The sequence below is a fragment of the Acinetobacter sp. AR2-3 genome, assembly GCF_001878775.1.
Classification (GTDB): domain Bacteria; phylum Pseudomonadota; class Gammaproteobacteria; order Pseudomonadales; family Moraxellaceae; genus Acinetobacter; species Acinetobacter lwoffii_D.
This window is the reverse complement of the sequence record NZ_MJIQ01000040.1, coordinates 1-26,102: the sequence shown is the minus strand read 5'-3', so window position 1 is coordinate 26,102 and position 26,102 is coordinate 1. Positions and strand designations below refer to the sequence as shown.

Here is a 26,102-nt window from a genome sequence, read left to right as displayed (position 1 = left end):
CTTCGACTTCTTCCTGGAAGAAGGCCCCATCAATCATGGTGGCAGTAGTGCCCGGGTTATAAATGGCAATCAGGTTGAGTGCCTGAACCACATCCGGACAGTTATGGCAGCTTAAGGATACAAATACATCGAAATTAGATTGAACACCTAGGCTCTTGATATTCGCCAGAACTTCATCAGAGACTTTCGGTGCATAACCTGAGGTTTGCAGCAATGCCAGAATCAGCGAAGTGAACTCATGGCCCATTGGCAAGCCTGCAAAGAATACACATGGTTCCTCACCAGCTTTTGCAATCCCGAAACTTGGCGCACGTGCATTGGTCCCGTCAAAGCGTGCAGTGACCAGGTCAGACAGTGCAGCCACTTCGGACACCAGTTCCTGGATTTTGGCTGATTTGTCAGAGCCATCCAAAGTCGCCACCAGTTCAATCGGGCCTTCTAGGCGTTCTAATAAGGTTTTAAGTTGGGCTGAAGTATTTTGATCTAACATTGCTAACGTCTCCAAAGGAGTAAATGTTTATTTGATAACAGGATATTAAATGAATTGAATAAATAGGTAAAACAGTTTGTTTTTATTTTATTGATCGGTATTTTAGATTATTAATCCAGTTATAGACTTTATGCTGCCTTGTTTTTATTTTTGGGCTATATAGAGCAAGTTGAATAGGTTGTCTTAAAAATAGCGTTGAAATTCCATCAAAAAATGCTCCCTATTCAGGTAATGCCAGGCCAGTCAGTTAAGCAATTGACTGGCATTTTTTTTAAATTCAAGATTATATTTGATAGGTAGCAAAGTCATCCGCAACTGTTTGAGGCAGGACTACATTAAAAAATGATTGTTTTTGCGACAAATTTACTAAGGGATAGTGGCTGACGAGTTTTGCGGATGACAAATGCTTTTGGTTACTTTGGGCGAAACCAAAGTAACAAGTGATATTGCAAGTATTTGATTTAAAAAGTTAAGAATCTTTCATAAACGACTGAAAAGCTAAAGAGTCTATTTCTAAATTCCTTAACTGATCAGCATTACCCTATTCAGGAGCATTTTGGGAAATTAATGAATCCGCTGTTCGATACGCAGAGAACGACCCTTGATTGAGTTGGCCAAAAAAAACAAGATTAGACTGAGCAGTGCCGATAAAATGGCAACACTAATAATGACCAGATTAGTGATCTGGCTCAACTGATCCGCCTGTTGCACCTGCGTATTTACACTCTTGGCGACCGGTGTCATCGCTTGACCATAGACTTGTTGCTGCATGGTCCAGATTTGTCCAGGCTTGAAACCATATTGTTCAAATTTAGGATCCTGTTTTTCTGCCTCAACCAATTTTAAAACATAGGGTTTTGCGGCAGATAAATCTTGCGGCTTATGCAGCAATGCCGTTTGCGCCAATAAATAAGACTTTACTGGTGCAGCAATCTCTGAATCGGCCAGATAACGGGCGATTTCACTGTCATTGATATTGCTGTCGTAATACACCACTTGCTGATAAGCATCATCCCGATCATTACGTAGATCATGCTGCCAGTAAGTCAATCCTGACCAGATCACGATAAAAGCAATCAGCCAGGCGACAAATTTCAGCACAAAAGACTGAAAGCGAACATAAAAGAAACGCAACTTTTTCAGTAAGCCAATCACAAAAAATGCACCGATGAAAGAGGCAAAAATTTTAATAATCAGCCAGCCAAACCAGCTCAGCAAACTAAAAAAATAATCCGGACTATCACCAATGCTGGCCAGTGTGGCATCTACACTGACCGGCAAATGCAACTGCTGTACTTGAGTACTCAGGCCAAAAAAGCCATAGACCAGTTCCTGCTGGAAAAATAGGCTGATCAATGAGGCTATAAATACGGTAGAAGTAGTCAAACCCAATAGCATCAAATTGCGTTGACGTTTCTTGAGTGCAACTACCCCCTGCTTGATGTCCTGAGGCTTAACGGCGTATTCATCTAAGGGCGGCAATCTCTACTCCTTCTTACAGATTTTGGCCTTACCTGATTTAGTTGGGCTTGGATCCACTGGTACTTGATTCAATCACCAAATGATTCAGATTATCCTGCAAAGCTTTCAAACGCACGGTTGCTTCTGTGCGTTTTTGTACACCTTCTTTCTGAATCTGAATCACATCATTTACAGTTTTAATGAGGGTGTTTTGCACATGTTCAAGCGTTTCAATGTCAATCACCGAGCGTTGATTGGCTTTAGCCGTATCAACCGAGTTCTGATGTAACAGGTCAGCATTACGGCGCAGCAGCTCGTTGGTGGCATCATCAATAGTATTGGCCAGCTGTACACTGTTCTTCTGTTCATTCAACGAAATCGCCAGACTGATCTGGTTTTTCCACGCCGGTAAAGTAATGTTTTTGATCGCATAGAACTTGTCGACCAACATCAGGTTATTCGACTGGATAATCCGGATCATTGGCAAGGTCTGCATCGCAGATTGCTGCAATACCTGTAAATCACTGACACGTTTTTCCAGATTATTGGCCAGATGGTTCAGGTCATAAATTTTCTGGGTGGTGCTCTGATCTTGCGGCAAGGCGGTTAAAGTGGAAATTTCCTGCTGCAGCTCCTGTTCGCGTAAACGGCCTGCGGCGATATGTACCCCGAGCTGTTTATATTCATCCTGTACCCCGTCAAACATTTTATCCAGGGTATCAACACGTGCTTTCAAACCGGATTGCGAGGTTTCAATCTCTTTCACCAGTACATCTAGCTGCTCTTTAGTGGTATTGAAATGCGCATCAAAGTTATCTTTCGCACCTTTGAATTTGCTAATGATATTGCCAAAAAAACCCGAACTTTTCTTTTTATTGAGAATACTGCTGGTATTCAGCTGCTGAGCCACCTGTACCACCTGATTCAGCTTCTGTCCTGTCGCATCCAGATCTCTATTTTGCACCAGATTCAGCAATTCATCGGTATAGGTCGAAGTTTTGGTCGCAATATTTTTACCATACTCAGCCACGCTGTTATGACTCATGTTCTGCAACTCTTTACGTGCAGCCAGCACCTCCTGAAAGTCAGCAGGCTGCAAGCCCAGTTCTTTCAGGTCCATTTGCTGGAATTTTTGTTCGACCAGTTCATTCGAGCTTTCAACAGGTAAATTTACTAAATCAGACTTGGTCATAGTTCACCTTATATTGTTATGTTTTCGAGGGCTTCTCGAGGGATTTTTTTAACGTTTTAATCAGACTCTCACGGCTATTATCAAGTTTTTCCAGATCACTTGTCGAGTGTTTCGTCTGGCTTTGTTTGACATGATATTGCCAAGCCGGAATCAAGACCTGCTGTGCTTCCTTAAAGCGATCCAGCAGGCTAAAGGAAAGCTGCTGCGAAAGCTGCATCTGGGTAATGGCGATGTCATTACTGCTTTGTAAGGTACGTAAGGTATTAATTTTCTTGGAGAGGCGTTCTGAAAAATTATCCAGTGGATGCTGGTTTTTGACGAATAGCGGATATTCAGATAAAAACTCATCTGCAGCGACAATGTGCTTGGCCATCTGTTCGCGCAACCCCAACAGCTGCTGAAAACGCGACTGGGATTTCTGGATTTCAATCTGTAATTTACGGCTTAAGTGATCGGCCTGATCCAGCAAACGGTCCAGCCGTTGATAATATTCTACCTGACTTGAGCCATAATCCAGATCAATACCAAGCCATTTCTGCAGGGCATTAAATTTACGTTTTTTCAGATATTTTTTAGATTCTGCCAGCGCCTGAATCAATTGCTCAATGGTCTGGCTTAACTGTTGGGTCAAGTGCGGATCGACCCCATTCAGCAGAACCGACTGTGCCTGAATCAAAGCATCTGCATAATGATTCAGCCCATATTGATTATCCAGTACAGGCACAAGCTCATTACGCTTAATCGCCAGAATTTCCTCACGATCAAGCATCATGTCAGTCAAGGCAGGTAGAGCTTCAAAGCGCGACATGGTTGAGGCGATATCCTTTAAAAAAGTGAAACAAAGAAGTCTAGAACATCTTCGAATGTAGCAAAAAAACAGACCGCGTTGTGTATATTTATCCAGAAATTCGTTACATCACTTTAACTAAATCCATGTTTTATCTTTATTTTAATTATGATTTTGGCAATACGATTCAATTGCAGAGATAAATGACTACATTGCATTTTGAGAATTATTTAACTTTAAGCATTTAGAACTTTAAAATGTATTCAATCTGATCTAAATGCTTACAACATCAGGTTTTACTTAAAATCCATATACAAAAAAAGCCATATTGCTATGGCTTTCAAGGATGATCCAACGCTGGCTTAAAGATAATCCCCTTCGCTCTCCGGCTGAAACAGCACTTTTTCAATGGTCACTTTCATGGTATTACCATCCGGTTGTGGCCATTCAATGGTTTGACCTTCTGCTAAGCCCAAAATGGCTGCACCTATCGGTGCGATGACATTGACCTGCCCCTTTTCACCTTTAAATTCGTGTGGGTAAACTAATGTCACCTCAACAGCTTCCGTAGAAGGTGCAATGGTCAACAACACACGGGAATGCATGGTCACGATATTGCTTGCGATCGCTTGCGGCTCGACCACTTCGGCACGTGCCAATTCATCCTCTAAGCGGATCATGGTTTCGCTCAGCTTGCTCTGATTCTCCAGCATCGTTTCCAGACGATGTAAATCTTGCTCAGATAAAATAATGTTGGGTTTAGTCATCCTTATTACCTTGTTTAATGCATAAATGAAAAATTAATCAATCAACCGCCAGCAGCATTTTTAAATACAGGATTTACCCATATTCAAATGATACCGATCCATATAACGTTTAAATAAAAAGAATGATGTCATTCACGGCGCTTATATCAGCACCACCTTACAGTAACATGGGATTCACTCAAGCGCTTCATCTACCATGATCTTCAGCTCAATAACCTATTATTTTTAAAGTGTCAGGTTCTGAAAATAATTCCTGTAAATAATTTCAAGCAAAGCATGCAACGAATGCATTCATTCTTTTAAAGCATTTAAAAATACAAATAGTTGATAAAAGACTTTAAGCCAGATTGAGAAAAACTCAATATGATTTTATTGATGACTCAATCTCTTACGGCATGGAAATTGATCTATATAAGCCCGATCAAGTCTAAACATCTTTTACATCGTTATTTTTACAGCTATAAAAAAAGCTCCCGGTTGGGAGCTCCTTTCCGTTTATAAGCGATTATGCATAAACTGGGAATTTAGCACATACCGCTGCAACTTTCTCTTTCACCGCGTTGATAACAGCTTCATCGCCTTTCGCATCTAGGATGTCAGCGATCCAGCCTGCAAGTTCACGAACTTCAGCTTCACCGAAACCGCGAGTTGTTACTGCAGGTGTACCGATACGGATACCTGAAGTGACGAACGGAGAGCGTGGATCGTTTGGTACAGAGTTTTTGTTCACAGTAATGTGAGCAGCACCTAACCAAGCATCAGCTTCTTTACCTGTAATGTCTTGTTTGATTAAAGACAACAAGAACAAGTGGTTTTCAGTACCGCCAGAAACTACGTCATAACCACGAGCGATCAATACTTCAGCCATTGCTTTCGCATTTACCACAACTTGTTGTTGGTAAGCTTTGTATTCAGGTGCCATTGCTTCTTTAAAGCAGATTGCTTTTGCAGCAATTGCGTGAACCAAAGGACCACCCTGGTTGCCTGGGAATACAGCCGATTGAAGTTTCTTCTCGATTTCTTCGTTTGCTTTCGCAAGAATAAGACCAGAACGTGGACCACGAAGTGTTTTGTGAGTCGTCGTCGTCGTAACGTCAGCAATTTGCACCGGGCTTGGGTAAACGCCAGCAGCAACTAAACCTGCAACGTGAGCCATATCAACAAACAGATAAGCGCCAACTTTGTCCGCGATTTCACGGAAACGCTGCCAGTCAACGATCTGGCTGTATGCAGAGAAACCAGCAACGATCATGCGTGGCTTATGCTCAAGCGCTAAACGCTCAACTTCTTCGTAATCGATCTCGCCAGTTTCAGGGTTTAAACCGTACTGAATCGCATTATATGTTTTACCAGAGAAGCTTACTTTTGCACCGTGAGTCAAGTGACCACCGTGAGCAAGGCTCATACCCAGAACTGTATCGCCCGGGTTCAGAAGCGCTAAGTAAACTGCTGAGTTTGCTTGTGAACCAGCATGTGGCTGAACGTTAGCATAATCAGCACCAAAGAGTTCTTTAGCACGGTCAATCGCCAATTGTTCGATAACGTCTACATACTCGCAACCGCCATAGTAGCGTTTACCTGGGTAGCCTTCCGCATATTTGTTAGTAAGTTTTGAACCTTGAGCTTCCATAACTGCTGGTGAGCAGTAGTTTTCAGAAGCGATTAGCTCAATATGAGCTTCTTGACGAGCATCTTCATTCGAGATTGCTTGAGCTAATTCTGGATCAAATTCAGCGATAGAGATATTGGCAAACATTAGCGAGGTCCTATTGATTTAGGGCTTTTAAGCCGTGCTAAGATTGGCGCGTATTGTAGCATGAAGTTTTAAATTTTCGATCATGAACTTTATTCAGTTTGCAATAAAAATGGCTCATATCTAAAAAAACATGAGCCATTCAGATAAAAATAAGTTATTGAATTGGCATTAGAGATTTTACATCTGAAATAATATTAGGAATATTCAGTGCATAGACGCTACCATGATCCCATTTAGTCGCATTTGACTCATCCGTAATATAACGTACTGAAGTTTGTTTCTGATTGGCGAGTGCAACCAAAACATCTGTTGCTGCTTTCGGAACGGTACTATCTGCTGAACCCTGATAAATAATCACTGGCGTAGAAACTTTAACAAGTAAAGGCTGAGAACCTTTTTCCAAGAAGCTCTTTACGACTGGAATACTCATAAAGTTAGTTTGAGTACGAGGATATCCTTCTAAAGTTCCGTTATTTTGAGCATACTGTCCCATTGCAGCACCAAATTTATTACCCAGTACATCATAGCAATCAGTTTCCGCATTCTTAGCGATCTGGTCAGTCGGTGTTTTAAAAATCTGGCTATATTGCAGATTTGGGTTTGGATTACGTAAACCGGCAGTAATCAATGCCGTGAACGTATCTAAAGACGCCAAAGTTTCAATCTTTTTACCCAGATCGGTTTCTTGTCCAGCTTGCGTCTCACCACCTGACAAAATCAGGCTAAAATTAGAAGCAGGTGCTAAAGCTACCGTACCTTTATAGGTCATCTTAGAAGCACGTGCTGCATATTGCGCAGCGCCTAAAGCTGCCTGGCCACCTTGAGAATGCCCTACTGCAACCCATTGATTGGACGCTTGTGAACCTAAATAATTTCGTGCAGCCACAACTGCATCAGTAATAGAATAAGCTTCACTTTTCAGATTCAAGAAAGGATGAAGTTCTTTTCCACTTGGCTCTCCTAAACCTTCATAGTCAGGTGCCACTACAATATAGCCAGCTTGGAGAAACCCGCCAATCATGGCTTTAATATAATCATTCAGCGCTTTTCGACTCGGCGCACACTGATCAGCTACACCGGTAGTTCCATGTGCCCATGCCACAATTGGCCAGCCTGTAGCTGGAGGCGTTCCCTCGGGTGTGAAAACTAATGCAGTAGCTTGTGTTTCCTTACCATTAATTCCTAACATCTTATAAGTCATGATCACACTTTCGTCAGCGATCCCGGAGAAATCCGTTTGAGTATAGGCTACAGGTGTTGCCACGACTGGATTATCGATATTATTTACTGGAACAGCAGGTTTGGACTCGTAAAAACGATCATTATCACTATCATCGTTACAAGCAGTTAAGGCTACACTTAATGTGAGAAGAGTACAGGTCAATACTTGACGTTTCATCGATCTTATCCTTATCTTATTTATTATCATCTCTAATGAGTTTTTCTGGTTTTATCTTTAACAAACGATAAAACCATATCTAATTTCCCAATTTATCTAAACAATATCAAGAAAAGAATGCGTTATTTTTTTGCTAAATTCGCACTGGTTTAGATTTATTATGAAATCAGCATGCAAACTTAAGAATAGAGAGGTTTCTGTCTCCAGAACTATACAAATAGTCGTCATACGTTAAAAAGCCGGTAATTAATACAGAAATAAAGCAATTCAATTGTCAGTTGCAAAATAATAATGTTAGATTTTACTCTCCTCTCTTTTTCAGGCACATTTCCGACATGCAGGCCATTATTCTTGATACCGAAACGCATACTTTAAATGGTCAACCCATCGAAATTGCTTATGCGCCTGTCGAAATTGTAGAACATAAAATAAGTCTGGATAAAAGTCGCCTGTTTGATCAGCTCTATACCTGTGACGAAGCCATTTCTTTTGCTGCCATGGCCGTGCATCATATTCTGGAATCGGATCTGGAAGGTCAGCCGCATTACAGTACCTTTCGCCTGCCTGATGAAACCATCTACATGATCGGCCATAATATTGATTATGATGTCCGTGCCATCGAAAAATGTGGAGTAGATACTTCGAAAATCAAGGCAATTTGCACCTTGGCTTTAGCACGTCGGGTCTGGCCAGATGCGGAAGCACACAATATTTCTGCCCTGATTTATATGATCACCAAAGGCAGCGAAAGAGCGCGTGAAATGATCCGTAAAGCGCATCGTGCCGATATGGATATTATTTTAACTGCTAATATTTTGATGCATATTGTGCATCATTTAAAAATCAACAGTATGCAGGAATTATTCGACGCTTCTGAAGATGCCCGAATTCCACGTACGATTAATTTTGGCAAACATCGCGGTACTGCCATCGCCGAACTTCCTACTGACTATGTGCAATGGCTATTGCGTCAGGATGAACTGGATCCTTATTTACGTAAGGCCCTTGAAAATACGGCGATCACGACATTATAGGTCTTATCAAAATAAACCTCAGTATTTTAATAAATACTTCATATTAATGTAATTTTCACAGACTATGCTCTAGCTGAATTTTAGCAACCATCTATTCAGCTATGATGCATTTTTATAAAACTCAACGTGGGATCGAGGTGCTACAGGATCGCTCCATCCCACTGACCGCACGCCAACGCCGCTTACTGGTTCTGATCGGCAGCCAGGATTTCAACTTATTAAATGATGGCTTAAAACAACAGCTTGCTCCTGCCGAACTCTTAGATCAGCTTTATGCCATGGATTTAATTATTCCAGCTGAAACGGGCGAGGTAGCCATCAGTCAAAAGCAGGCTGATGCAAGAACAGATACAAAAGTTGACCTGGCACACTCCGAGATTCACCGATCGTTGGACTCATCGATAGCAGCAGCTTCTGCGACAAAAGAACTCCATCCTGAGATGGAATCCATTAAAGTAGCGCAGGACATTCCATCTGCTGAAACGGATTCAAGCCATGCAAAAAAGCTGCCTGAACTGCAACCTATGTCTTTTGAAGACCTTAAATATATGATGATGGAAAGCTTACAAAAATATTGTGGCTTGATGGCCAAGCAGCAAATTCATCAGATTTTACAGGCGCCGGATACGCGCAGTTTAAAACTGTGCCAAATGCAATGGATCACGTCCCTTCAGGAAAGCCGTATTGCTCCCCAAGAATTGAATCACATTCTGAAGCAGATCAATTTTGCTTTAGATCAATTACAGCAAAATAAAGCTGAAGACTAATAAGATCTTAGTCTTTAAAACTCTTAAATGAGCAAGTTTAACAATAAGCTAGCTTTGATTTTTTAAGATAACTAATTGATTATTTGAAATATTTATATTCAAGCGAAATTTAAAGCTCGGAATATCCGACTTAAGCGTGATAGAAAAAGAATTACAATCCCGCCATATAGGTGAGCATAGACATCCGATTGGATCATGTATATGTCACATTATTTAGAATTCGATGCGTTCGATAATCCCATGCAACTGAGTAAAGTTGGCAACTGGGTGATCACCTTTTTAAGTCCGGTTGAAGAACTGCAATTTGTGCAACTGGCGATTACCTATGTGCTTCCCCGCCAGATCAGTGATAGCTTGCAACCGCGCCGTATATTGATTCAAAAAAGTCCCATTGAGCATCATTGGCTGATTCAGGCCATTGAATGTTTTGACAGCACGACTCGTCAGGAAATTTCTTTAAGCCCTGAGCATACAACCGCACAGCAAACTTTAGCGCAGATTTTGCAAAAATTTGAAAAATATGATGTGGATGTACAGCTTAAACAGATTTAAATACTTGCTCACTCTAGCGAACTTTTTTATTGGTATGGGGAATTTCTTCGGCCAATCAAGGCTCACTACCACGTTGTCTTCTCTTAGAGATTGAATCAGCTTCTGATTATAGCTGCATACATTAGTATCCAAGCTGGCAAATACCAGAGTATAAAAAACTCACCTAAATGGTGAGTTTTTTAACTGCTGAATCGGTGATTTCGGATAAATAAGTTCAATTTTTTTCTACCTATCTGAAGTTCACTGATTAAATTATTCGACAACGCGATAAATATTTGAAGATTTTTGGCTTTCAAATAATAGCTCAATACTCGGCAGAATCGTTTCACCATCCACCACAATATGTTCAATTTTTTTGACCAACTCAGCTGCATGATGAATGTTGTGCTCTGCAAAGGAACGCAGCATCGCTTTCGCTTCAGTCACTTGGCTAAATTGATCTTTCACCTTGATATCAATCATCTTTGACATTTTTCCTTCCTCTCTCATTATCCAATTTGCAGTTTTTTATACCATAATTAGCCAAGCGATTAATCTTCAAGATGTTAACGAATTTGGCAATGTAAACTTTTTTATCTGGAGGGATTATAATAAAAAGAATATTAAACTGAATGAATTGCGCAGACATTAAAAAAGCTCGCATTTCTGCGAGCTCTGTGTTGGATGGCTAGTGCTAGATTTATTGTCTGGTGATGAACATCAAACTCAACTAACTGTCATTGATCCGTCCAACTTATCGGTAGCGTCTTATTGGTTTTACGACCTACCATGAGTTCAATATAACAGTATTTTTTTAGCCAACAATACTCTTTTACACTTCTAAAAGAAGACTTATACAAGATTCCAATTGTCATTTTTTTAAAGCAGATTAGAATATTTCTGGCTTGTCTTACGAAGAATTTTGCATTCATATCATCTTTATCTAATTTATTGATTTCTAGAAAAATACCTTATTAAGCATACAACTTCCCGTTGCATAGACGGCTCAATACTCTCGTTCATAATCTCAATAAGCGCTTTAAAATTTAAGTTGGAATATGATTTTTTATAAATAAAAAATACTTCCGGAAAAGGACGCAATATTCAAAGAAACTGCTGTCATGAATCGATACGACTAATTTTAAAATGATTATTTTTCAAAAAATGGCGACAATTTAACCTCCCATCAATGTCAATTAACCATATTTTTGTCTGATTATTTAATAACTTACATGAGGAAATCAAAATTATTCAATTGATTTTCTGAACGTTAAATACCATATTTTTATTTGCAGCATAGTCAAATATTCAGAACCTTACTCAGCTTTTCAAATCCACCCTATTTACAGCCAAGCAATCTATAAATTCTAAATTTGATCGAAATCAAAGCTCCCACTTAATGGAAATTTAATTTTATATCAACCTTAAACATTGAATATAAATGCAATACAATGCTCATAAATATATCGAGGTATATCTAATTTTTTATGTCAGCTAATAATTTTAGGAAACACCTTGATCTCAATTTAAGGCAGTTAATACTTTTATTGGCTATTTTTAGTGTGTCTAGCCTTTTTATTATTTCTCTCATTATTAGCTATCAGATCGTAAAAAATCAGTTAATCGACAATTCTCTTGCCTTAAACTCTGATCATGCACATAAAATTGCATTAAGCACAGACAACCATTTTAGAAATATGCTTCTTGAGCTGGACTATAGTGCCAAGATATTAGGTCAAGACTTTAATAACAATGAGCTAAGAGAAGCCGAGGTCAATAAATTAAAATATCAGTCTGAACACTATAACAGTGTTGTGATCAGTGACACCCAAGGCAGACTGATAAACTTTTCCCCTAATATTCTGCATATTGATAAAAGCAAAATACAACATACTCAAGGGATTATTGACTCTCTTCATAAAAAATCGACTTATATATCTTCGCCCTATTTTTCTGTGCAAAAAAATATGATTGTGTTTATTTCTCAACCTATTTTTGACAAGTCAAATCACTATCAGGGCTTCATCGGTTCAGCGATTTATTTAAAAGAAAAAAATGTAATTAATCAGCTTCTAACCACTTATAAAAATTATAAGAATAGTTATATGTATGTGATTAACAATGAAAATAAAATTATTTTCCATCCCGATCGTGAAAGAATCGGTCAATTGGCCAGCAATAATACTGGTCTGGAATATATGCATGCGCATAAAAATGGTCAAATTCGTTTAATCAATAGCCAGGGCACTGATAATCTGGCGGGTTTTTCTCATATTCCGACTTCAAACTGGATCGTGGTTTCCCAACAACCCACCCATGATTTACTTAAACAGGCAAATTCTATCCTTTATAAATTAGCCGCAGGATTCTTTTTATTTTATCTGCTTGTTTTTTATATTGTATGGCGACTGTCTGACTCTATCTCGGCCCCGTTGAATCAACTGGCAGATATGGCGAGTCTGCTAAATCAGGCAGAAATCGGTTCAAAAATTAAGAATATCCAGCCTTGGTACTATGAGGTCACAAAATTCAAGTTAGCCCTACTGCTCAGTGTTCGCAAATTTTCACAACAAATGAGCAAGATGGATCATCATATTAATACGGATCCTTTAACCGGCTTGATGAATCGTCGTGGTTTAAATTACGTCATGACTCAAAACATGAAAATGAACATCCCGTTTTCAGTACTTCTGATGGATGTGGATCACTTTAAAAACGTGAATGACAATTATGGTCATGATCAAGGTGATGTTGTCTTAAAGCATATTGCCAAGACGATGCAGCAAAAATTTCGTAAAGATGATATTTGCTGCCGTTATGGCGGTGAAGAATTTATCATTATTATACCGAACAGCAATCTTACTGAAGTTTATGAAAGTGCAGAAAGGTTCAGAAAAGAGATTGCATGTAAAGAAATTCACAACATAGGTTTCATCAGCATTTCGATTGGTATTGCTTCTTGGCCAGACAGTTCTAAAAATATTCTAGACGTTTTGAAAATTGCCGATAACAATCTTTATCGGGCGAAAGATGATGGCCGCAACTGTGTGCGATACTAATTTGATTTATTTTTCAGTTTTATAGTTTAAATAAATGGTGCGCTCAGCGGGACTCGAACCCACGCCACAGGCTTCGGAGACCTGTACTCTATCCAGTTGAGCTATGAGCGCATCTTTTTTGGATCGCGCACATCATAACAAAAAAAAGCATAAGGTAAAGCAACTATCTCTAACTTCATCATTTTTATGCTTAAGCTTTATACAATGTTCCAAAACAGCAACACAGAATTGCATGTGAATCACTTGGCTTATTTTGCGAGATCACTCACAATATCTCAACTTTTCACCATTTGAGATATTCATGACTGATGCACTGATCTTAAGGGATGTGTCAAAGACCTATCGCAATGGCTTTCAGGCATTGAAAGGGATTAACTTAAATGTACCAGAAGGTGAATTTTATGCGCTATTGGGGCCTAATGGCGCAGGAAAATCTACTACCATCGGTATTATGAGCTCATTAACAAAAAAAACCTCCGGTACAGTCGAAATTTTTGGTCATAATCTGGATACCCACCCTTCCCAGGCCAAACAGTGCCTAGGTGTAGTACCTCAGGAATTCAACTTTGCCCAGTTTGAGAAAACCTTTGATATTTTGGTAACTCAGGCAGGCTATTATGGCATTCCTAAAAAAATTGCACAGGAACGGGCGGAGCTTTATCTGACCAAACTGGGTTTATGGGAAAAGCGCTCTACTCAGGCCCGCATGTTATCCGGCGGAATGAAACGTCGCCTGATGATCGCGCGTGCCATGATGCATGAACCGAAACTGCTGATTCTGGATGAACCGACGGCTGGTGTTGATATCGAGCTGCGTCGTTCGATGTGGGAATTTTTGAACGAGATGAATGAAAAAGGCACCTCCATCATTCTGACCACGCATTATCTAGAAGAAGCAGAAATGTTGTGTCGCCGCATTGCGATTATCGATCGCGGTGTGATTAAAGAAGACACCACCATGAAAAGCTTCCTGAGTCAGCTCAATGAAGAATCGTTTATTTTTGATCTGGCCGAACCGATTGAACCTTTGCATCTGGATATCATCGGCGTGCGATTTAACCTGATCGATCCGATGACCTTAGAAATTACCATGGATAAGGCACATACCATGAATGATCTGTTCCAGTTGCTGGAATCACAGAATATTCAGGTACGCAGTATGCGCAATAAATCCAATCGTCTGGAAGAACTTTTTGTGAAAATGGTCGAGAAAAATCTGGATGGAGCTGCGCAATGAACATTAATCAACTCAGCGTAGCTTTATATACCATTATCTATAAAGAAGTGCGTCGCTTTATGCGCATCTGGCCACAGACCCTGTTGCCACCTGCAATCACCATGAGCCTGTACTTTGTGATCTTCGGTAATCTGGTCGGTTCACGCATTGGAGAAATGGGCGGCTATAGTTATATGGAGTTCATTGTGCCCGGTCTGATTATGATGGCCGTGATCACCAACAGCTATGCCAACGTCTCGTCTAGTTTCTTCAGCTCAAAATTCCAGAAAAGCATTGAAGAACTGATCATGAGTCCGGTACCGATGCATGCCATTTTATGGGGGCATGTATTGGGCGGTGTGATTCGTGGGATACTGGTGGCAATCATTGTCAGTGCCGTGAGCTTATTTTTTGCCGATTTATACATCACCAACTGGTTTGTGACTATATATACAGTCTTGATTACTTCCCTGCTGTTTTCCTTGGGTGGTTTTATCAATGCCGTCTATGCCAAATCTTTCGATGATATCTCGATCATCCCGACTTTTGTTTTAACACCACTGACCTATTTAGGTGGTGTGTTTTATGCTATTTCGAGCTTAAGCCCATTCTGGCAAAATTTATCTTTAATTAATCCTGTCGTGTATATGGTCAATGCGTTCCGCTATGGCATTTTAGGACATAGCGATGTCAATGTTGCCATTTCACTGACAGTGATTACCTTGTGTTGCGCCGTGCTGTATGCAGTGGCCTATCATTTACTCTCCCGTGGTTCAGGAATGCGTGAATAATGAGTGTAGAACAATCTCTCCTTGGTAAAGACACCAATTACCCGACAGAATATCATCCTGATGTTCTGTTTCCGATTTTACGCGCGCCTGCCCGTGAACAATACGCACATGTTGAAGCGATTCAGCAAGGTGCAGACTGGTGGCATGTGTTTGAAATTTCCTGGTTAAATCCAGCAGGTGTGCCACAAGTCGCCATTGGCCGCATTAGCTTGCCAGGGTCCTCGCCGAATCTGATCGAATCCAAATCCTTGAAGCTGTATTTCAATAGTCTGAACTTTGCCAAGTTTGAATCTAAAGAAGCCTTTATAGCGACGGTAGAAAAAGATTTATCTACTGCGGCTGAAGCTGAAGTCAAACTGCAACTGTTTCAGGTCGATGAATTAGAGATCAGTAAGCCGGAAGGTATCTGTATTGACGAGCTGACACCTGAGCGCCTAGAAAATCATCCAGATGCCAGTTTATTGGCTTTGGATTCGGATGATGCAGCAGAAGGTGAAATCCAGCTGTATTCACATTTACTCAGAAGTAACTGCCCAGTCACTGGCCAGCCGGACTGGGGAACAGTTTTTATACGTTATCAAGGTAAAAAACCTTGTTATAAGAGTATTTTAGCTTATATTATTTCCTACCGTCAGCATAATGGGTTCCACGAACAATGTGTGGAGCAGATGTTTGCCGATATCTGGCAGCAACTGAAACCGGAAAAGCTGATGGTCTACGCAACCTATACACGCCGTGGTGGATTGGATATCAACCCTTGCCGTGTATCGGATTTAACATGGATGCCTCGCCCTATTCGTTTAGCGCGACAATAAAAAACATTGAGGTTGAACAATGCCATTTTTTGGGTTTATTCCTTCTGCAGAGCTTTTAAATACAATTCAGACTGCACAAAAAAACAAAAATTCAAGTGAGCCGCTTTACCCATTGCGTGATAAAACCGCATTAATGATTAATGATGAAATTATTGATGCGATTCTTACCGAGCTGGTGCGTCGCTTCCCTGCCAGTGATAAACGCGATACTGCGGAAAAACTGGCTGGCTATATCAAGTCGACTGTTGCAGTTTTGCTGAAACAGTTATTGAGTAAAGCACCAAATGACGTAGTTAGAGAGTCGATTGCATTCTCTGAGCGCAGTCTGTTTAAAGATCCTGAAGGACATTTCCGCATTGGTGAGTCACTAGATGCCAATCTGGTAACTAATTTAAAACATCATTATGCGGAACTTAAAGCCGGTCAGAGTATCGATAAACAAGCGTTCAGTAACCTGTACAAGCAATTTGGTGAAGCGACAGTCCGACATTTTATGGTCGACTTTAATAAAACCCTGGATCTTGGCATGATCAAACGCAAGGCAGCAGATATTGGTGCATCTGCAGTGATCAAGGCCATCAATATGGCAGCAGATAAAATTATTCTGAATTTGAATAAAGATGAGCTGCGTGCCATGGCTGAATATCACGATACTTTGTTCTATACAGAATAGTTTTGGATAGCATGGTTTCAAGATTTTCTACAAATCTTGAGGAATTAGCCTGACTTCGGTCAGGCTTTTTTATGATCAGTGAAATAGCTTGTTACAGATAAGCGGCTCTATAAGACAGACTGCCGTAAAAATAGCCAATCCATCGCTATTTTTGTATAAGCGGCTAGGTCTCTTATTCATCCGAATGTTATCTTTAATCTGGCACTTTAAGCCCCACGATTGAAAAAATTTATCAATCTTTTTCATGGCATGATTCAAATGACATCGCCAGCAACTCATCAAAAAAACTGGAAATCGTAGCAAGATGTTGAAATCGGATTTTTATAAAAAGTTTAAGCAGCTTTCAATCGCACTTACCGCATTTGGTCTCAGCAGTTTGAGTCTGGCCAACGATTTCCAATATCACCCTTCTTATGCAGCTTTTAAGCAGAACGCCATGCAGAGCTATGGGCTGAGTGCCCAGCAAGTAGATTCCGCCATGAGCGGGACGCGTAATTTGCCTAATATTATCAATATCATGAATCGCCCAGGTGAAAGTAAGCCTTGGTATTCGTATAAAACTAACTTCCTGGCTGAATCTACCATTCAGCGCGGCGTACGTTTTAAACAGCAATATGCAGAAACGCTTAACCGTGCTGAACAGCAGTTTGGTGTACCACAGGCGATCATTCTGGGCATTTTAGGTGTAGAAACCGGTTTTGGTAGCAACAAGGGCTCTTTTGTCACTCGTGATGCCCTAGCAACCTTAGGGTTTGGCTATGAACGTCGTGCCCAGTATTTTCAGGATGAACTGGCTGCTTTAATTGCCTGGTCGTATAGAGATGGTGTTGCCACCTCTTCTGTGGTGGGTTCGTATGCCGGCGCTGTTGGCTATCCGCAGTTTATGCCGAGCAACATTCCAAAATTCGGCGTGGACTACGATGGCAATGGTCATATTGACCTGCGTAACTCAGCGGTAGATGCGATTGGTTCGATTGCCAACTATCTGGCACAGCATGGCTGGCAGCGTAATCAGCCCATTGCCTTTCCGGCACGTTATACCGGTTCAAATCCAGATGCCGTGATTGCCAAGGATCTGACTCAACCTACCCCCTATGGTGTGTTAAAAACTCAAGGCATCAGCCCAATGAATCCAATCGTAAAAATTGACGATCTGGATCTGGTCAATGCAATTCAATTACAAGAGAATTATGGCCCGATTTACTACATCACTTATCCAAATTTTCAAGTGATTACCACTTATAATCGCAGCCGTATGTATGCCACTGCTTTGTGGTTATTAGGTACCGAAATTACCAGCCGTTAACACTAAAAATTAATACAAGTTATGAAAGTCAACATTTTTATGGGTTAATTTGTACGTATTTTAAGCATTTTTAATATTATGTTACAATATTGATTATTTTTTGATCAAAAATTGTTTATTTTGCGTTCTTTTTTTAACTATTTTAATTAAACACTAGACAGGGTATTGCCGGCATGAATATTATCCATTTCGTTAAATGTAGTTGCATAAGTTAAATATCAGGCATGTTTATATGGTTTTTCAGCCATTTATGAACAACCAATAGATATGCTGTTAGGAGTTGATTCGATGCATTCTTCAATTTTGAAGTCTTTTATGGCCATTGCCACGATCGTCACGCTGACGCAATCGCAGGCAGATATGGTTCCGTCATCTTCATTCACCAATGAAAATGACAATTCGCGTCTTGCCACGCGAGTACTCAATAAAGAAGCTCAAAGCTTCAATTCAAATTTCACAAATTTGAACAGCCTTTCAATCACTGAGCGTTCTGGCGATAAAGTTCGCCGTGAAACCATTGCAGCGAAAATTGAACTTCCTGCAGAAGAGCCTTCAGTGATTGAAAAACTGAATACAGTGGCTTCTAATACTGTACGTAAATTCAGTCAGACAGGTACAGCGTCTTGGTATGGTCGTCAATTCCACGGCCGTAAAACTGCAAGCGGTGAAACCTTTGACATGAACGCAATGACGGCTGCTCATCGTAGCCTGCCATTGAACTGCTATATTCGCGTAACTAACCGCAATAACGGCAAGAGCGTTGTGGTTAAAGTAAATGACCGTGGTCCTTTCCATGGCAACCGTGTTGTTGATTTATCTTACGGTGCTGCGAAACAGTTAGGTATTACCAGTGCCGGTACTGCAAAAGTCAGTATTGAACGTGTCGCTGGTCCAAATTCTTAAGATTTGACCTGCAACACATTTAACAAAAGCCACAGTAATGTGGCTTTTTTATTGTGCTCATTTTTACAGAAGAATATAAACGCCTCTGCTCAGCACTATCTTAAAGTTCTTTCAATAAAATTTTGGTAGACTCATCCTGCCTAATAAAATCCCTTCACCTGCATGATTAACTTTTGACCATATCCGGATTCTGCTTTATATTTCCAGATAAGCAAAACATGTTCATGGAATGGAGCGAAGAATGAAAACAATATCTGAATGGTTTGATGAATATAGTGACAGCCATCAAAATAAAACCAATAAGCTGATTCACTGGGTTTGCGTACCGACCATCTATTTTTCGATTATTGGCATTCTAGCGCATTTCAGCGCTTTGCTGACTACCCTGCTACTGGTTTTGGCTTTTATCTTCTATGCACGCCTAGATCTTGTTTTGGCAGTAGCGATGGCTGTATTAACGTTGGTGATGGCTTGGCTCATCTGGATTCTGCCAGTCGGTACCGGTTTCTTTATTGCCCTGTTTGTCTTAGCCTGGATTGGCCAATTTTATGGGCACAAAGTGGAAGGTAAAAAGCCTTCGTTCTTCAAAGACCTCCTATTCCTCCTCATTGGCCCAATTTGGTGCATGGATGCCTATTTAGGTAAAATCCTACCGAACTGGAAATCGCGCCATAACAGCGCAATTATGAGCGTTTAAACGCCATATTCGATTTATCCAATTGGAAGAACCTTATTGATAGGTTCTTCCTTGATGTTTTAACCAGCCATCGACATGTTTTCGCGCAGGGTCATGATGCGTCCAGTGAATCACCCCGCCCTTGTCACTGTATTCATATTCTCCATAAAACTCGACCTGATCCTGTTTTTGAATACTCTGAATACGCGGTGCCAGATCGATATTATGTGCAACCAGTACAGTTTGGCCATTTGGTAATTCGAGGATAAACTTTTGATGGCGCGATCCTTCATGATCATCTGGCAAAACGGCAATCACCTGCCCGCTTGAACGCACTTGTAGATCACTCTGGCGCTGTTGAAACGCCCGTGCAATTCGGTCCAGATCATCAGTCGTTTGAGAGGGTACTAAATTAGGCTCTGAATCAAGCGTTTCAGTTGTAGTATCAGATGCGGATGGAATAAGTGGTTGGGATTGTTGTAGATCCAGGCCCAGATAAGCAGCAATCAACAGTGCAATGACTGCACCGATGCTCAGATTGGTTTTATTTGGCATTTTTATAACTTTTTTATTAAATGATGAATACATGATCTGAGCTCTATCACCAAACCCAAATCCTATTCTTGAATTGCTGATGAAGAATAAATCAACATAAAAAAGCCCCATCAATCAGATAGGGCTTTTTCTAATTCCTAAGGAATTATTTTGCAGCAGCTTGAGCAGCAGCAACTTCTTCAGCGAAGCTCATTTCTGCTTTTTTCTCAATGCCTTCACCAACTTCGAAACGAACGAAGTTTGCAACTGTAGTACCAGTTGCTTTAAGAACGTCTGCAACTTTCTTATCGTTGTCGATTACGTACATTTGACGCTCAAGCACAACTTCATTCAAGTATTTCTCAACAGAACCTACAACCATCTTCTCAACGATATTTGCTGGCTTGCCAGATTCAAGTGCTTTCGCTTCAGCAATTTCTTTCTCTTTCGCGATAAGCTCAGCAGAAACGCCTTCAGCATTTACAGCAACTGGGTTGAACGCAGCAACGTGCATTGCCAAGCCTTTACCTGTAGCTTCATCACCAGTGTAAGAAACAACAACACCGATTTTAAGACCGTGTTTGTAAACTGCAAGGTTTTCGCCTTCAACAATTTTCGCACGACGTACTTGGATGTTTTCACCGATCTTTTGAACAAGAGCGATACGCGCTTCTTCAACAGTTGCACCATCTTCTAGTTTCAATTCAGCGATTTGAGCAGGATCAGTTACGTTTGCAGCAAGTGCAGCAGCAGCAACTTTCGCAGAGAAACCAGCAAAGTTTTCGTCTTTTGCAACGAAGTCAGTTTGACAGTTAACTTCTAGAAGAAGTGCTTTGTTGCCGTCTTGAGCAATTGTGATTGCGCCGTCAGCAGCAATGTTACCTGCTTTTTTAGCAGCTTTAGCTTGACCAGATTTACGTAGGTTGTCGATCGCTAGTTCAACGTCGCCGCCCGCTTCTGTCAAAGCTTTTTTACATTCCATCATTGCAAGACCAGTACGATCGCGCAATTCTTTAACCATGCTTGCTGTAACTGCAGTCATGTTTATCTCCTAAATTCGGTAGAAAATGAATTCTTTTTAGAACAGAAACGGCCCAGAGGAGTTCTCATGGGCCGCCTGCATACATAACGCTTACTTTGCCACCATCACATGTCGCAAAAATGACAAGCTAGCGTCAAACGCATTAAGCCTCAGAAGCTGGAGCTTCTTCTGCTTTAGCTTGTGCATTTGCTTGTGATTGAGCATATTCTTTACCAGCAAGAATCGCATCAGCCATAGCAGAAGCATAAAGTGTTACTGCACGGATCGCATCATCGTTACCCGGGATAACGTAGTCTACGTTGTCTGGGTTAGAGTTTGTATCAACGATACCGATTACAGGAATACCAAGGTTCTTCGCTTCTTTGATTGCAATCGCTTCGTGATCAACGTCGATTACGAATAATGCGTCAGGTAAACCACCCATGTTTTTAACGCCGCCTAAGCCACGCTCAAGTTTTTCCATCTCACGAGTACGCTCTAGAGCTTCACGTTTAGTCAGCTTAGCGAAAGTGCCGTCTTGAGATTGAGTTTGAAGGTCTTTTAAACGGTTGATAGATTGGCGAAGTGTTTTCCAGTTCGTTAACATACCACCTAACCAGCGGTGATCTACATATGGTTGACCAGCGCGTTGAGCTTGTTCACGAATGATTGCAGAAGCTGCACGTTTAGTACCAACGAACAAAACTTTGTTCTTTTTGCTAGCCAAGTTGTTAGCAAAGTTCAAAGCATCATTTAACGCAGGAACAGTGTGCTCAAGGTTGATGATGTGAATTTTGTTACGCGCACCAAAGATGTAATCACGCATCTTTGGATTCCAGAAACGAGTTTGGTGACCAAAGTGCGCGCCAGCTTGAAGAAGGTCGCGCATGCTTACGTTGTAATCTGCCATTTTCTTTACCTTAAAGTTTGGGTTAGGCCTCCATATACCCGCATTCTCCACCCTAAAGGGCACCCAGAGTAATGTGTCGATATATGTGCGGATTTTTTGCCTCATCGCACAAAGCCCGTGAAATTTATTCACGAAAAAGCATTTGATAAAATGGGCGGCTATTTATACCATAGTCACACACAAATTTCCAAAAGTTTTTAGAGATCATGAACAACACTTACCAAGCTCCACGTCGACTCATCAAAACCTCTGACGAAATTGAAAAAATGCGTGTGGCAGGGCGACTGGCGGCAGAAGTTTTGGATATGATCAAACCGCATATTGTTCCGGGTGTCACCACTCTGGAACTTGATACGATTTGTCATGACTATATTGTCAATCAACAACAGGCGATTCCAGCATGCTTAGGCTATGGCGCTGCACCGGGTCGACCTGCCTTCCAACATACTATTTGTACTTCTGTGAACCACGTAGTGTGTCACGGCATTCCATCAGACAGTAAAAAATTGAAAAAAGGCGACATCCTGAACATTGATGTGACCGTGATTAAAGATGGCTATCATGGTGACACCAACATGATGTACATCGTGGGTGGTGAAACCACGATCCTTGCCAACCGTCTATGTAAGGTAGCGCAAGAAGCCATGTACCGGGGTATTGAAACTGTAAAACCGGGTTCAACCATTGGCGATATTGGTCATGCCATTCAGCAATATGTTGAATCCGAGCGTTTTGGCGTGGTACGTGAATATTGTGGTCACGGTATTGGTACAACTTTCCATGACGAACCGCAAGTGCTGCATTATGGTCAGCCAGATACCGGCATGGTACTTGAAGAAGGCATGACCTTTACCATTGAGCCAATGGTCAATGGTGGTGACTGGAAAACCAAATTACTCGGTGATAAATGGACAGTGGTCACCAAAGACCATTCATTGTCAGCACAATATGAACATACGATTCTGGTGACCAAAACCGGCGCGGAAATTTTAACAGCACGCCCGGACGAAGATTTGTCACGCTTTAGTGTGTAACCACAACATCAACAACACAAAATGGTCACTTTAAAGTGGCCATTTTTATTTTATATTTCATGCATTCGTATGCATGACCGAGATGTAAAAAGTCTCCCCTTGCCTGCTTCCAGCGCATCGAAATTCAAGATAAAGTTCGGCCAATACACCATTTTTTCCTTAAAGTTTTCCAAATTCTTTTGCCCTATCTGCACCATTTTAGGCTAAGATAATGTGCTTTTTATTTTTTAATCCCTATAAGAAGGAATACTGCCGTGGACGTACGTCTCTCTGATCGTGTGAATGCCATCAAACCGTCCCCTACGCTTGCTGTGACCAACAAAGCTGCTGAATTAAAAGCTGCAGGTCATAACGTGATTGGTTTGGGCGCAGGTGAACCAGATTTTGATACCCCTCAACACATCAAAGATGCAGCAATTGCAGCGATTAACAACGGTTTCACCAAATACACCGCTGTTGACGGTACGCCAGGTCTTAAAAAAGCCATTATTGCTAAATTCAAACGCGACAATAACCTAGACTATGCAGCAAACCAGATTCTGGTTTCTTGTGGTGGTAAGCAATCATTCTTTAACTTGGCACTTGCTTTGTTAAACAAAGGTGATGAAGTGATTATTCCTGCACCTTTCTGGGTAAGCTACCCGGACATGGTGATCATCGCTGAAGGCGTACCAGTTATTGTGAAATGTGGTGAAGAACAACGTTTCAAAATCACCCCTGAACAATTAGAAGCTGCAATCACGGACAAAACACGTCTAGTGGTATTGAACAGCCCATCTAACCCTACAGGTATGATCTACACTAAAGCTGAGCTTGAAGCGCTGGCTGACGTACTTCGTAAATACCCAGAAGTATTTATCGCATCTGACGACATGTATGAACCAATCCGTTGGGATGACGAGTTCTACAACATCGCAACTGTTGCTCCAGACCTTTATGACCGCACGATTGTGTTAAACGGTGTGTCTAAAGCTTATGCAATGACTGGCTGGCGTATAGGCTACGCAGCGGGCCCTGCTAAACTGATTGGCGCAATGAAGAAGATCCAGTCTCAATCGACTTCAAACCCAACTTCTATTTCGCAAGTTGCTGCTGAAGCTGCATTGAACGGTCCTCAAGATGTACTTGAGCCAATGATTGAAGCATTCAAACGTCGTCATGACCTGGTTGTGAAAGGCTTGAATGATATTCACGGTATTTCTTGCCTGCCTGCTGATGGTGCATTCTATGCATATGCCAACATCAAACCGTTGATTCGTGCCAAAGGTCTTAAATCTTGCACAGAATTCTCTGCATGGTTACTGGAAGAGACTGGCGTTGCAGTGGTTCCTGGCGATGCATTCGGTCTTGGCGGTTTCATGCGCATCTCTTACGCAACGGCTGACGAAGTACTTGTTGATGCACTTGCACGTATCAAAAAAGCTGCTGACTCAATTGAAGGCGTTGACGCTGCGATTGCTTCAATCGAAGCTGAAAAAGCTGCACAATAATCAACTCATTTGATTTAGAAAACCCGCGTTGATCGCGGGTTTTTTTATGTTCTTCAACATGTATTAAACAGTGAGCCGTATTCGCTTACAGCTCAAGTATTTAATGAGCAAACAAACAAAACATAGATTTGCTGCAATCGTGTACGCAATACTCAACATCCACCAAAAACCATGAATCCCCAATGCATTGCTTTGCCAATTGAACAGTATCATTGGATAATACGCCACATACCAACCACCACCCAAGCCCACGACCAGCACCGTACTGATAAAAATAAACGTTGGTCTGACAATTTCTCGCCAGCAACGTAGCATTGCCAAACTAATCACCAGTAGCGCATCAAAGATATGCATCCAACACATTAACAGGATCAATGCCAAGGCTAATGCAATCACCTGCGCATCATTGCTAAATAACCCTACAATCCAACTATCTAAGCCCCAAATAGTCAACACGACAACGATAGCTATTAGCATCACAGCCATCAATGCCCGCTTACTGAGTTGCCATGCAGCATCAATCTGCTCCGCACCGATTTTAGTCGACACCAAAATACCGAAGGCGGATGCCATCGACATCAGCAACATAAACATCAAGCCCAATAAACCAAGCATCACCTGATGTGCATTCACTACAATGTCACCCAAAGGCAAGATCAGCAAAGCAATCGCGCTGATGGCAAATACATCCACAAAAGTCACCACCGCATTGGGCAATCCAATTTTTAAAATTTTCAACAAAGTCTGCCAGTGAAAGAAAACACCAGACCACTGGATCTTTAACTTCTGCTCAAGGAAGAAAAAATAGTAAACAAACAACAGTACCCACTGCACAATCATATGTGCCATGAATGCACCTTCAACCCCATAGCTTGTAACATAACCCTCAATGCCATAAATCAAGACATAAGCCGAAGCCACTTTGAGTAATAAATAGATCATATTGGCGTAGAACACGCGCTTAGCCTGCCCACAGGCTTGGGTTAAAATATATAAAATACGCAACAATAAATGCGCTGGAATCGTCCAAGCCAACAGCCACAGACATGGTACAATCAATGTCTGTAAGGCCGCATCTGCCTTTAAAAAATGAAGTAAAGGAGTCGCATGATTAAACAAGTACATCGCAACAGCAGAAATCACCAGTATAATCAAAATACTTTGCTTCACAATACGTTGTATATCCGCATAATCCTGACGTCCATTGGCTTCTGCCAGCTCTTGCATCATGCCCTGTAACACCCCAATACCCGTCACAAAGCACAAAGAATAAACAGACAAACAGACTGCCAATGCAGCCACATGCTGAGGTGAAAAATGTGATAGAAAAATCACGTCGAACAAACTACTGAGCATAATAATGGCATTACTGAGAAAAATAGGCACCCAAAGATGCAGAAACTGTTTCATTACCCTATCACTCGATTTTTTAATTCTTAGATTCTCAAATGAAGTGCTGTCTCTTATACACATCTCCGAGCCCACGAGAC

The 26,102-nt window shown here is 41.2% G+C and carries 24 protein-coding genes, 1 tRNA gene and 1 pseudogene; 13 read left to right on the top strand and 13 right to left on the bottom strand.

What is annotated here, in order from left to right; genetic code table 11:
• The 7 genes and pseudogenes from BFN00_RS07840 to BFN00_RS07810 form a co-directional block, all read right to left on the bottom strand.
• A pseudogene (locus tag BFN00_RS07840) lies at positions 1-490 on the bottom strand (alkyl hydroperoxide reductase subunit F); the annotation flags it as partial.
• A gap of 564 nt (positions 491-1,054) precedes the next feature.
• Positions 1,055-1,972 carry a hypothetical protein gene (locus tag BFN00_RS07835; protein ID WP_071851000.1) on the bottom strand — a complete coding sequence of 306 codons (918 nt, stop codon included), beginning with the start codon at positions 1,970-1,972 and terminating at the stop codon, positions 1,055-1,057.
• Between the two features lie 37 nt (positions 1,973-2,009).
• Positions 2,010-3,143 carry a toxic anion resistance protein gene (locus tag BFN00_RS07830; protein ID WP_071850998.1) on the bottom strand — a complete coding sequence of 378 codons (1,134 nt, stop codon included), beginning with the start codon at positions 3,141-3,143 and terminating at the stop codon, positions 2,010-2,012.
• Between the two features lie 16 nt (positions 3,144-3,159).
• Positions 3,160-3,951: a hypothetical protein gene (locus tag BFN00_RS07825; RefSeq protein ID WP_005106474.1), complete on the bottom strand. Its 792-nt coding sequence runs from the start codon at positions 3,949-3,951 to the stop codon at positions 3,160-3,162.
• 341 nt (positions 3,952-4,292) lie between these two features.
• Positions 4,293-4,697, bottom strand: coding sequence for a nucleoside diphosphate kinase regulator (gene rnk / locus BFN00_RS07820; protein ID WP_004279022.1), 405 nt, complete (start codon positions 4,695-4,697; stop codon positions 4,293-4,295).
• A 505-nt stretch (positions 4,698-5,202) separates the two neighbouring features.
• Positions 5,203-6,453 carry a serine hydroxymethyltransferase gene (gene glyA, locus BFN00_RS07815; protein ID WP_004645593.1) on the bottom strand — a complete coding sequence of 417 codons (1,251 nt, stop codon included), beginning with the start codon at positions 6,451-6,453 and terminating at the stop codon, positions 5,203-5,205.
• Between the two features lie 154 nt (positions 6,454-6,607).
• Entirely contained in the window at positions 6,608-7,852 is a 1,245-nt protein-coding gene (locus BFN00_RS07810) for an alpha/beta hydrolase family protein (protein ID WP_071850997.1), read from the bottom strand.
• A gap of 335 nt (positions 7,853-8,187) precedes the next feature.
• On the opposite strand from BFN00_RS07810, the gene BFN00_RS07805 reads away from it, so the two are divergent.
• From BFN00_RS07805 to BFN00_RS07795, 3 genes are all read left to right on the top strand, one after another.
• Complete coding sequence (locus tag BFN00_RS07805) at positions 8,188-8,886, top strand: DUF3820 family protein (protein ID WP_071850995.1); 699 nt, start codon at positions 8,188-8,190, stop codon at positions 8,884-8,886.
• 101 nt (positions 8,887-8,987) lie between these two features.
• On the top strand, positions 8,988-9,653 hold the full coding sequence (locus BFN00_RS07800; protein WP_044112094.1) for a hypothetical protein: 666 nt from the start codon (positions 8,988-8,990) through the stop codon (positions 9,651-9,653).
• A 201-nt stretch (positions 9,654-9,854) separates the two neighbouring features.
• On the top strand, positions 9,855-10,205 hold the full coding sequence (locus tag BFN00_RS07795; protein ID WP_071850993.1) for a hypothetical protein: 351 nt from the start codon (positions 9,855-9,857) through the stop codon (positions 10,203-10,205).
• Between the two features lie 252 nt (positions 10,206-10,457).
• Here the strand turns inward: BFN00_RS07795 and BFN00_RS07790 are convergent, their stop codons facing one another.
• Complete coding sequence (locus BFN00_RS07790) at positions 10,458-10,676, bottom strand: hypothetical protein (protein WP_005103627.1); 219 nt, start codon at positions 10,674-10,676, stop codon at positions 10,458-10,460.
• A 995-nt stretch (positions 10,677-11,671) separates the two neighbouring features.
• Between BFN00_RS07790 and BFN00_RS07780 the strand changes: the two genes are divergently transcribed.
• The gene (locus BFN00_RS07780) at positions 11,672-13,243 is read left to right on the top strand and encodes a sensor domain-containing diguanylate cyclase (RefSeq protein WP_071850991.1); all 1,572 of its coding nucleotides are present in this window, start codon (positions 11,672-11,674) and stop codon (positions 13,241-13,243) included.
• A gap of 35 nt (positions 13,244-13,278) precedes the next feature.
• Here BFN00_RS07780 and BFN00_RS07775 read toward each other — a convergent pair.
• Positions 13,279-13,354, bottom strand: a tRNA-Arg gene (locus BFN00_RS07775).
• A gap of 190 nt (positions 13,355-13,544) precedes the next feature.
• Here BFN00_RS07775 and BFN00_RS07770 point away from each other — a divergent pair.
• The 7 genes from BFN00_RS07770 (at position 13,545) to BFN00_RS07740 (ending at position 19,644) form a co-directional block, all read left to right on the top strand.
• On the top strand, positions 13,545-14,480 hold the full coding sequence (locus BFN00_RS07770; protein ID WP_071850989.1) for an ABC transporter ATP-binding protein: 936 nt from the start codon (positions 13,545-13,547) through the stop codon (positions 14,478-14,480).
• On the top strand, positions 14,477-15,250 hold the full coding sequence (locus BFN00_RS07765) for an ABC transporter permease (protein WP_004279041.1): 774 nt from the start codon (positions 14,477-14,479) through the stop codon (positions 15,248-15,250). Before BFN00_RS07770 ends, BFN00_RS07765 begins: the two co-directional genes overlap by 4 nt.
• A complete protein-coding gene (queF, locus tag BFN00_RS07760; RefSeq protein WP_071850987.1) occupies positions 15,250-16,065 on the top strand; it encodes an NADPH-dependent 7-cyano-7-deazaguanine reductase QueF in 816 nt (271 codons plus the stop codon). The genes BFN00_RS07765 and queF overlap by 1 nt, the downstream gene beginning before the upstream one ends.
• A 19-nt stretch (positions 16,066-16,084) precedes the next feature.
• Entirely contained in the window at positions 16,085-16,738 is a 654-nt protein-coding gene (locus BFN00_RS07755; RefSeq protein ID WP_004645603.1) for a hypothetical protein, read from the top strand.
• 304 nt (positions 16,739-17,042) lie between these two features.
• Positions 17,043-18,044: a lytic murein transglycosylase B gene (gene mltB, locus BFN00_RS07750; RefSeq protein ID WP_071850985.1), complete on the top strand. Its 1,002-nt coding sequence runs from the start codon at positions 17,043-17,045 to the stop codon at positions 18,042-18,044.
• Between the two features lie 288 nt (positions 18,045-18,332).
• Positions 18,333-18,947, top strand: coding sequence for a septal ring lytic transglycosylase RlpA family protein (locus BFN00_RS07745; RefSeq protein ID WP_004279046.1), 615 nt, complete (start codon positions 18,333-18,335; stop codon positions 18,945-18,947).
• A gap of 241 nt (positions 18,948-19,188) precedes the next feature.
• Positions 19,189-19,644, top strand: a complete 456-nt coding sequence (locus BFN00_RS07740) for an Mpo1 family 2-hydroxy fatty acid dioxygenase (RefSeq protein ID WP_071850982.1) — start codon at positions 19,189-19,191, stop codon at positions 19,642-19,644.
• Positions 19,645-19,677: 33 nt separating this feature from the next.
• Here BFN00_RS07740 and BFN00_RS07735 read toward each other — a convergent pair whose 3' ends face one another.
• The 3 genes from BFN00_RS07735 to rpsB form a co-directional block, all read right to left on the bottom strand.
• The gene (locus tag BFN00_RS07735) at positions 19,678-20,178 is read right to left on the bottom strand and encodes a DUF3465 domain-containing protein (protein WP_026055722.1); all 501 of its coding nucleotides are present in this window, start codon (positions 20,176-20,178) and stop codon (positions 19,678-19,680) included.
• Positions 20,179-20,323: 145 nt separating this feature from the next.
• The gene (gene tsf, locus BFN00_RS07730) at positions 20,324-21,199 is read right to left on the bottom strand and encodes a translation elongation factor Ts (protein ID WP_004279049.1); all 876 of its coding nucleotides are present in this window, start codon (positions 21,197-21,199) and stop codon (positions 20,324-20,326) included.
• A gap of 142 nt (positions 21,200-21,341) precedes the next feature.
• Positions 21,342-22,088, bottom strand: a complete 747-nt coding sequence (gene rpsB, locus BFN00_RS07725; RefSeq protein WP_004279050.1) for a 30S ribosomal protein S2 — start codon at positions 22,086-22,088, stop codon at positions 21,342-21,344.
• Positions 22,089-22,294: 206 nt separating this feature from the next.
• Here rpsB and map point away from each other — a divergent pair, with 206 nt between their 5' ends.
• Entirely contained in the window at positions 22,295-23,122 is an 828-nt protein-coding gene (gene map, locus BFN00_RS07720) for a type I methionyl aminopeptidase (RefSeq protein WP_071850980.1), read from the top strand.
• A gap of 254 nt (positions 23,123-23,376) precedes the next feature.
• A complete protein-coding gene (locus BFN00_RS07715; protein ID WP_071850978.1) occupies positions 23,377-24,612 on the top strand; it encodes a pyridoxal phosphate-dependent aminotransferase in 1,236 nt (411 codons plus the stop codon).
• Between the two features lie 63 nt (positions 24,613-24,675).
• On the opposite strand, the gene BFN00_RS07710 is transcribed toward BFN00_RS07715, so the two are convergent.
• A complete protein-coding gene (locus BFN00_RS07710; protein WP_071850976.1) occupies positions 24,676-26,022 on the bottom strand; it encodes an MATE family efflux transporter in 1,347 nt (448 codons plus the stop codon).
• Positions 26,023-26,102 lie beyond the last annotated feature (80 nt).

Coding starts and splice junctions, on each gene's coding strand:
- tsf (WP_004279049.1), bottom strand. CDS start 21,199: ATGACTGCAGTTACAGCAAGCATGGTTAAAGAATTGCGCGATCGTACT.
- BFN00_RS07755 (WP_004645603.1), top strand. CDS start 16,085: ATGCCATTTTTTGGGTTTATTCCTTCTGCAGAGCTTTTAAATACAATT.
- BFN00_RS07735 (WP_026055722.1), bottom strand. CDS start 20,178: ATGCCAAATAAAACCAATCTGAGCATCGGTGCAGTCATTGCACTGTTG.
- BFN00_RS07805 (WP_071850995.1), top strand. CDS start 8,188: ATGCAGGCCATTATTCTTGATACCGAAACGCATACTTTAAATGGTCAA.
- BFN00_RS07780 (WP_071850991.1), top strand. CDS start 11,672: ATGTCAGCTAATAATTTTAGGAAACACCTTGATCTCAATTTAAGGCAG.
- BFN00_RS07740 (WP_071850982.1), top strand. CDS start 19,189: ATGAAAACAATATCTGAATGGTTTGATGAATATAGTGACAGCCATCAA.
- rpsB (WP_004279050.1), bottom strand. CDS start 22,088: ATGGCAGATTACAACGTAAGCATGCGCGACCTTCTTCAAGCTGGCGCG.
- BFN00_RS07790 (WP_005103627.1), bottom strand. CDS start 10,676: ATGTCAAAGATGATTGATATCAAGGTGAAAGATCAATTTAGCCAAGTG.
- BFN00_RS07800 (WP_044112094.1), top strand. CDS start 8,988: ATGATGCATTTTTATAAAACTCAACGTGGGATCGAGGTGCTACAGGAT.
- BFN00_RS07765 (WP_004279041.1), top strand. CDS start 14,477: ATGAACATTAATCAACTCAGCGTAGCTTTATATACCATTATCTATAAA.
- BFN00_RS07795 (WP_071850993.1), top strand. CDS start 9,855: ATGTCACATTATTTAGAATTCGATGCGTTCGATAATCCCATGCAACTG.
- BFN00_RS07745 (WP_004279046.1), top strand. CDS start 18,333: ATGCATTCTTCAATTTTGAAGTCTTTTATGGCCATTGCCACGATCGTC.
- map (WP_071850980.1), top strand. CDS start 22,295: ATGAACAACACTTACCAAGCTCCACGTCGACTCATCAAAACCTCTGAC.
- glyA (WP_004645593.1), bottom strand. CDS start 6,453: ATGTTTGCCAATATCTCTATCGCTGAATTTGATCCAGAATTAGCTCAA.
- BFN00_RS07810 (WP_071850997.1), bottom strand. CDS start 7,852: ATGAAACGTCAAGTATTGACCTGTACTCTTCTCACATTAAGTGTAGCC.
- BFN00_RS07825 (WP_005106474.1), bottom strand. CDS start 3,951: ATGTCGCGCTTTGAAGCTCTACCTGCCTTGACTGACATGATGCTTGAT.
- rnk (WP_004279022.1), bottom strand. CDS start 4,697: ATGACTAAACCCAACATTATTTTATCTGAGCAAGATTTACATCGTCTG.
- mltB (WP_071850985.1), top strand. CDS start 17,043: ATGTTGAAATCGGATTTTTATAAAAAGTTTAAGCAGCTTTCAATCGCA.
- queF (WP_071850987.1), top strand. CDS start 15,250: ATGAGTGTAGAACAATCTCTCCTTGGTAAAGACACCAATTACCCGACA.
- BFN00_RS07830 (WP_071850998.1), bottom strand. CDS start 3,143: ATGACCAAGTCTGATTTAGTAAATTTACCTGTTGAAAGCTCGAATGAA.
- BFN00_RS07710 (WP_071850976.1), bottom strand. CDS start 26,022: ATGAAACAGTTTCTGCATCTTTGGGTGCCTATTTTTCTCAGTAATGCC.
- BFN00_RS07770 (WP_071850989.1), top strand. CDS start 13,545: ATGACTGATGCACTGATCTTAAGGGATGTGTCAAAGACCTATCGCAAT.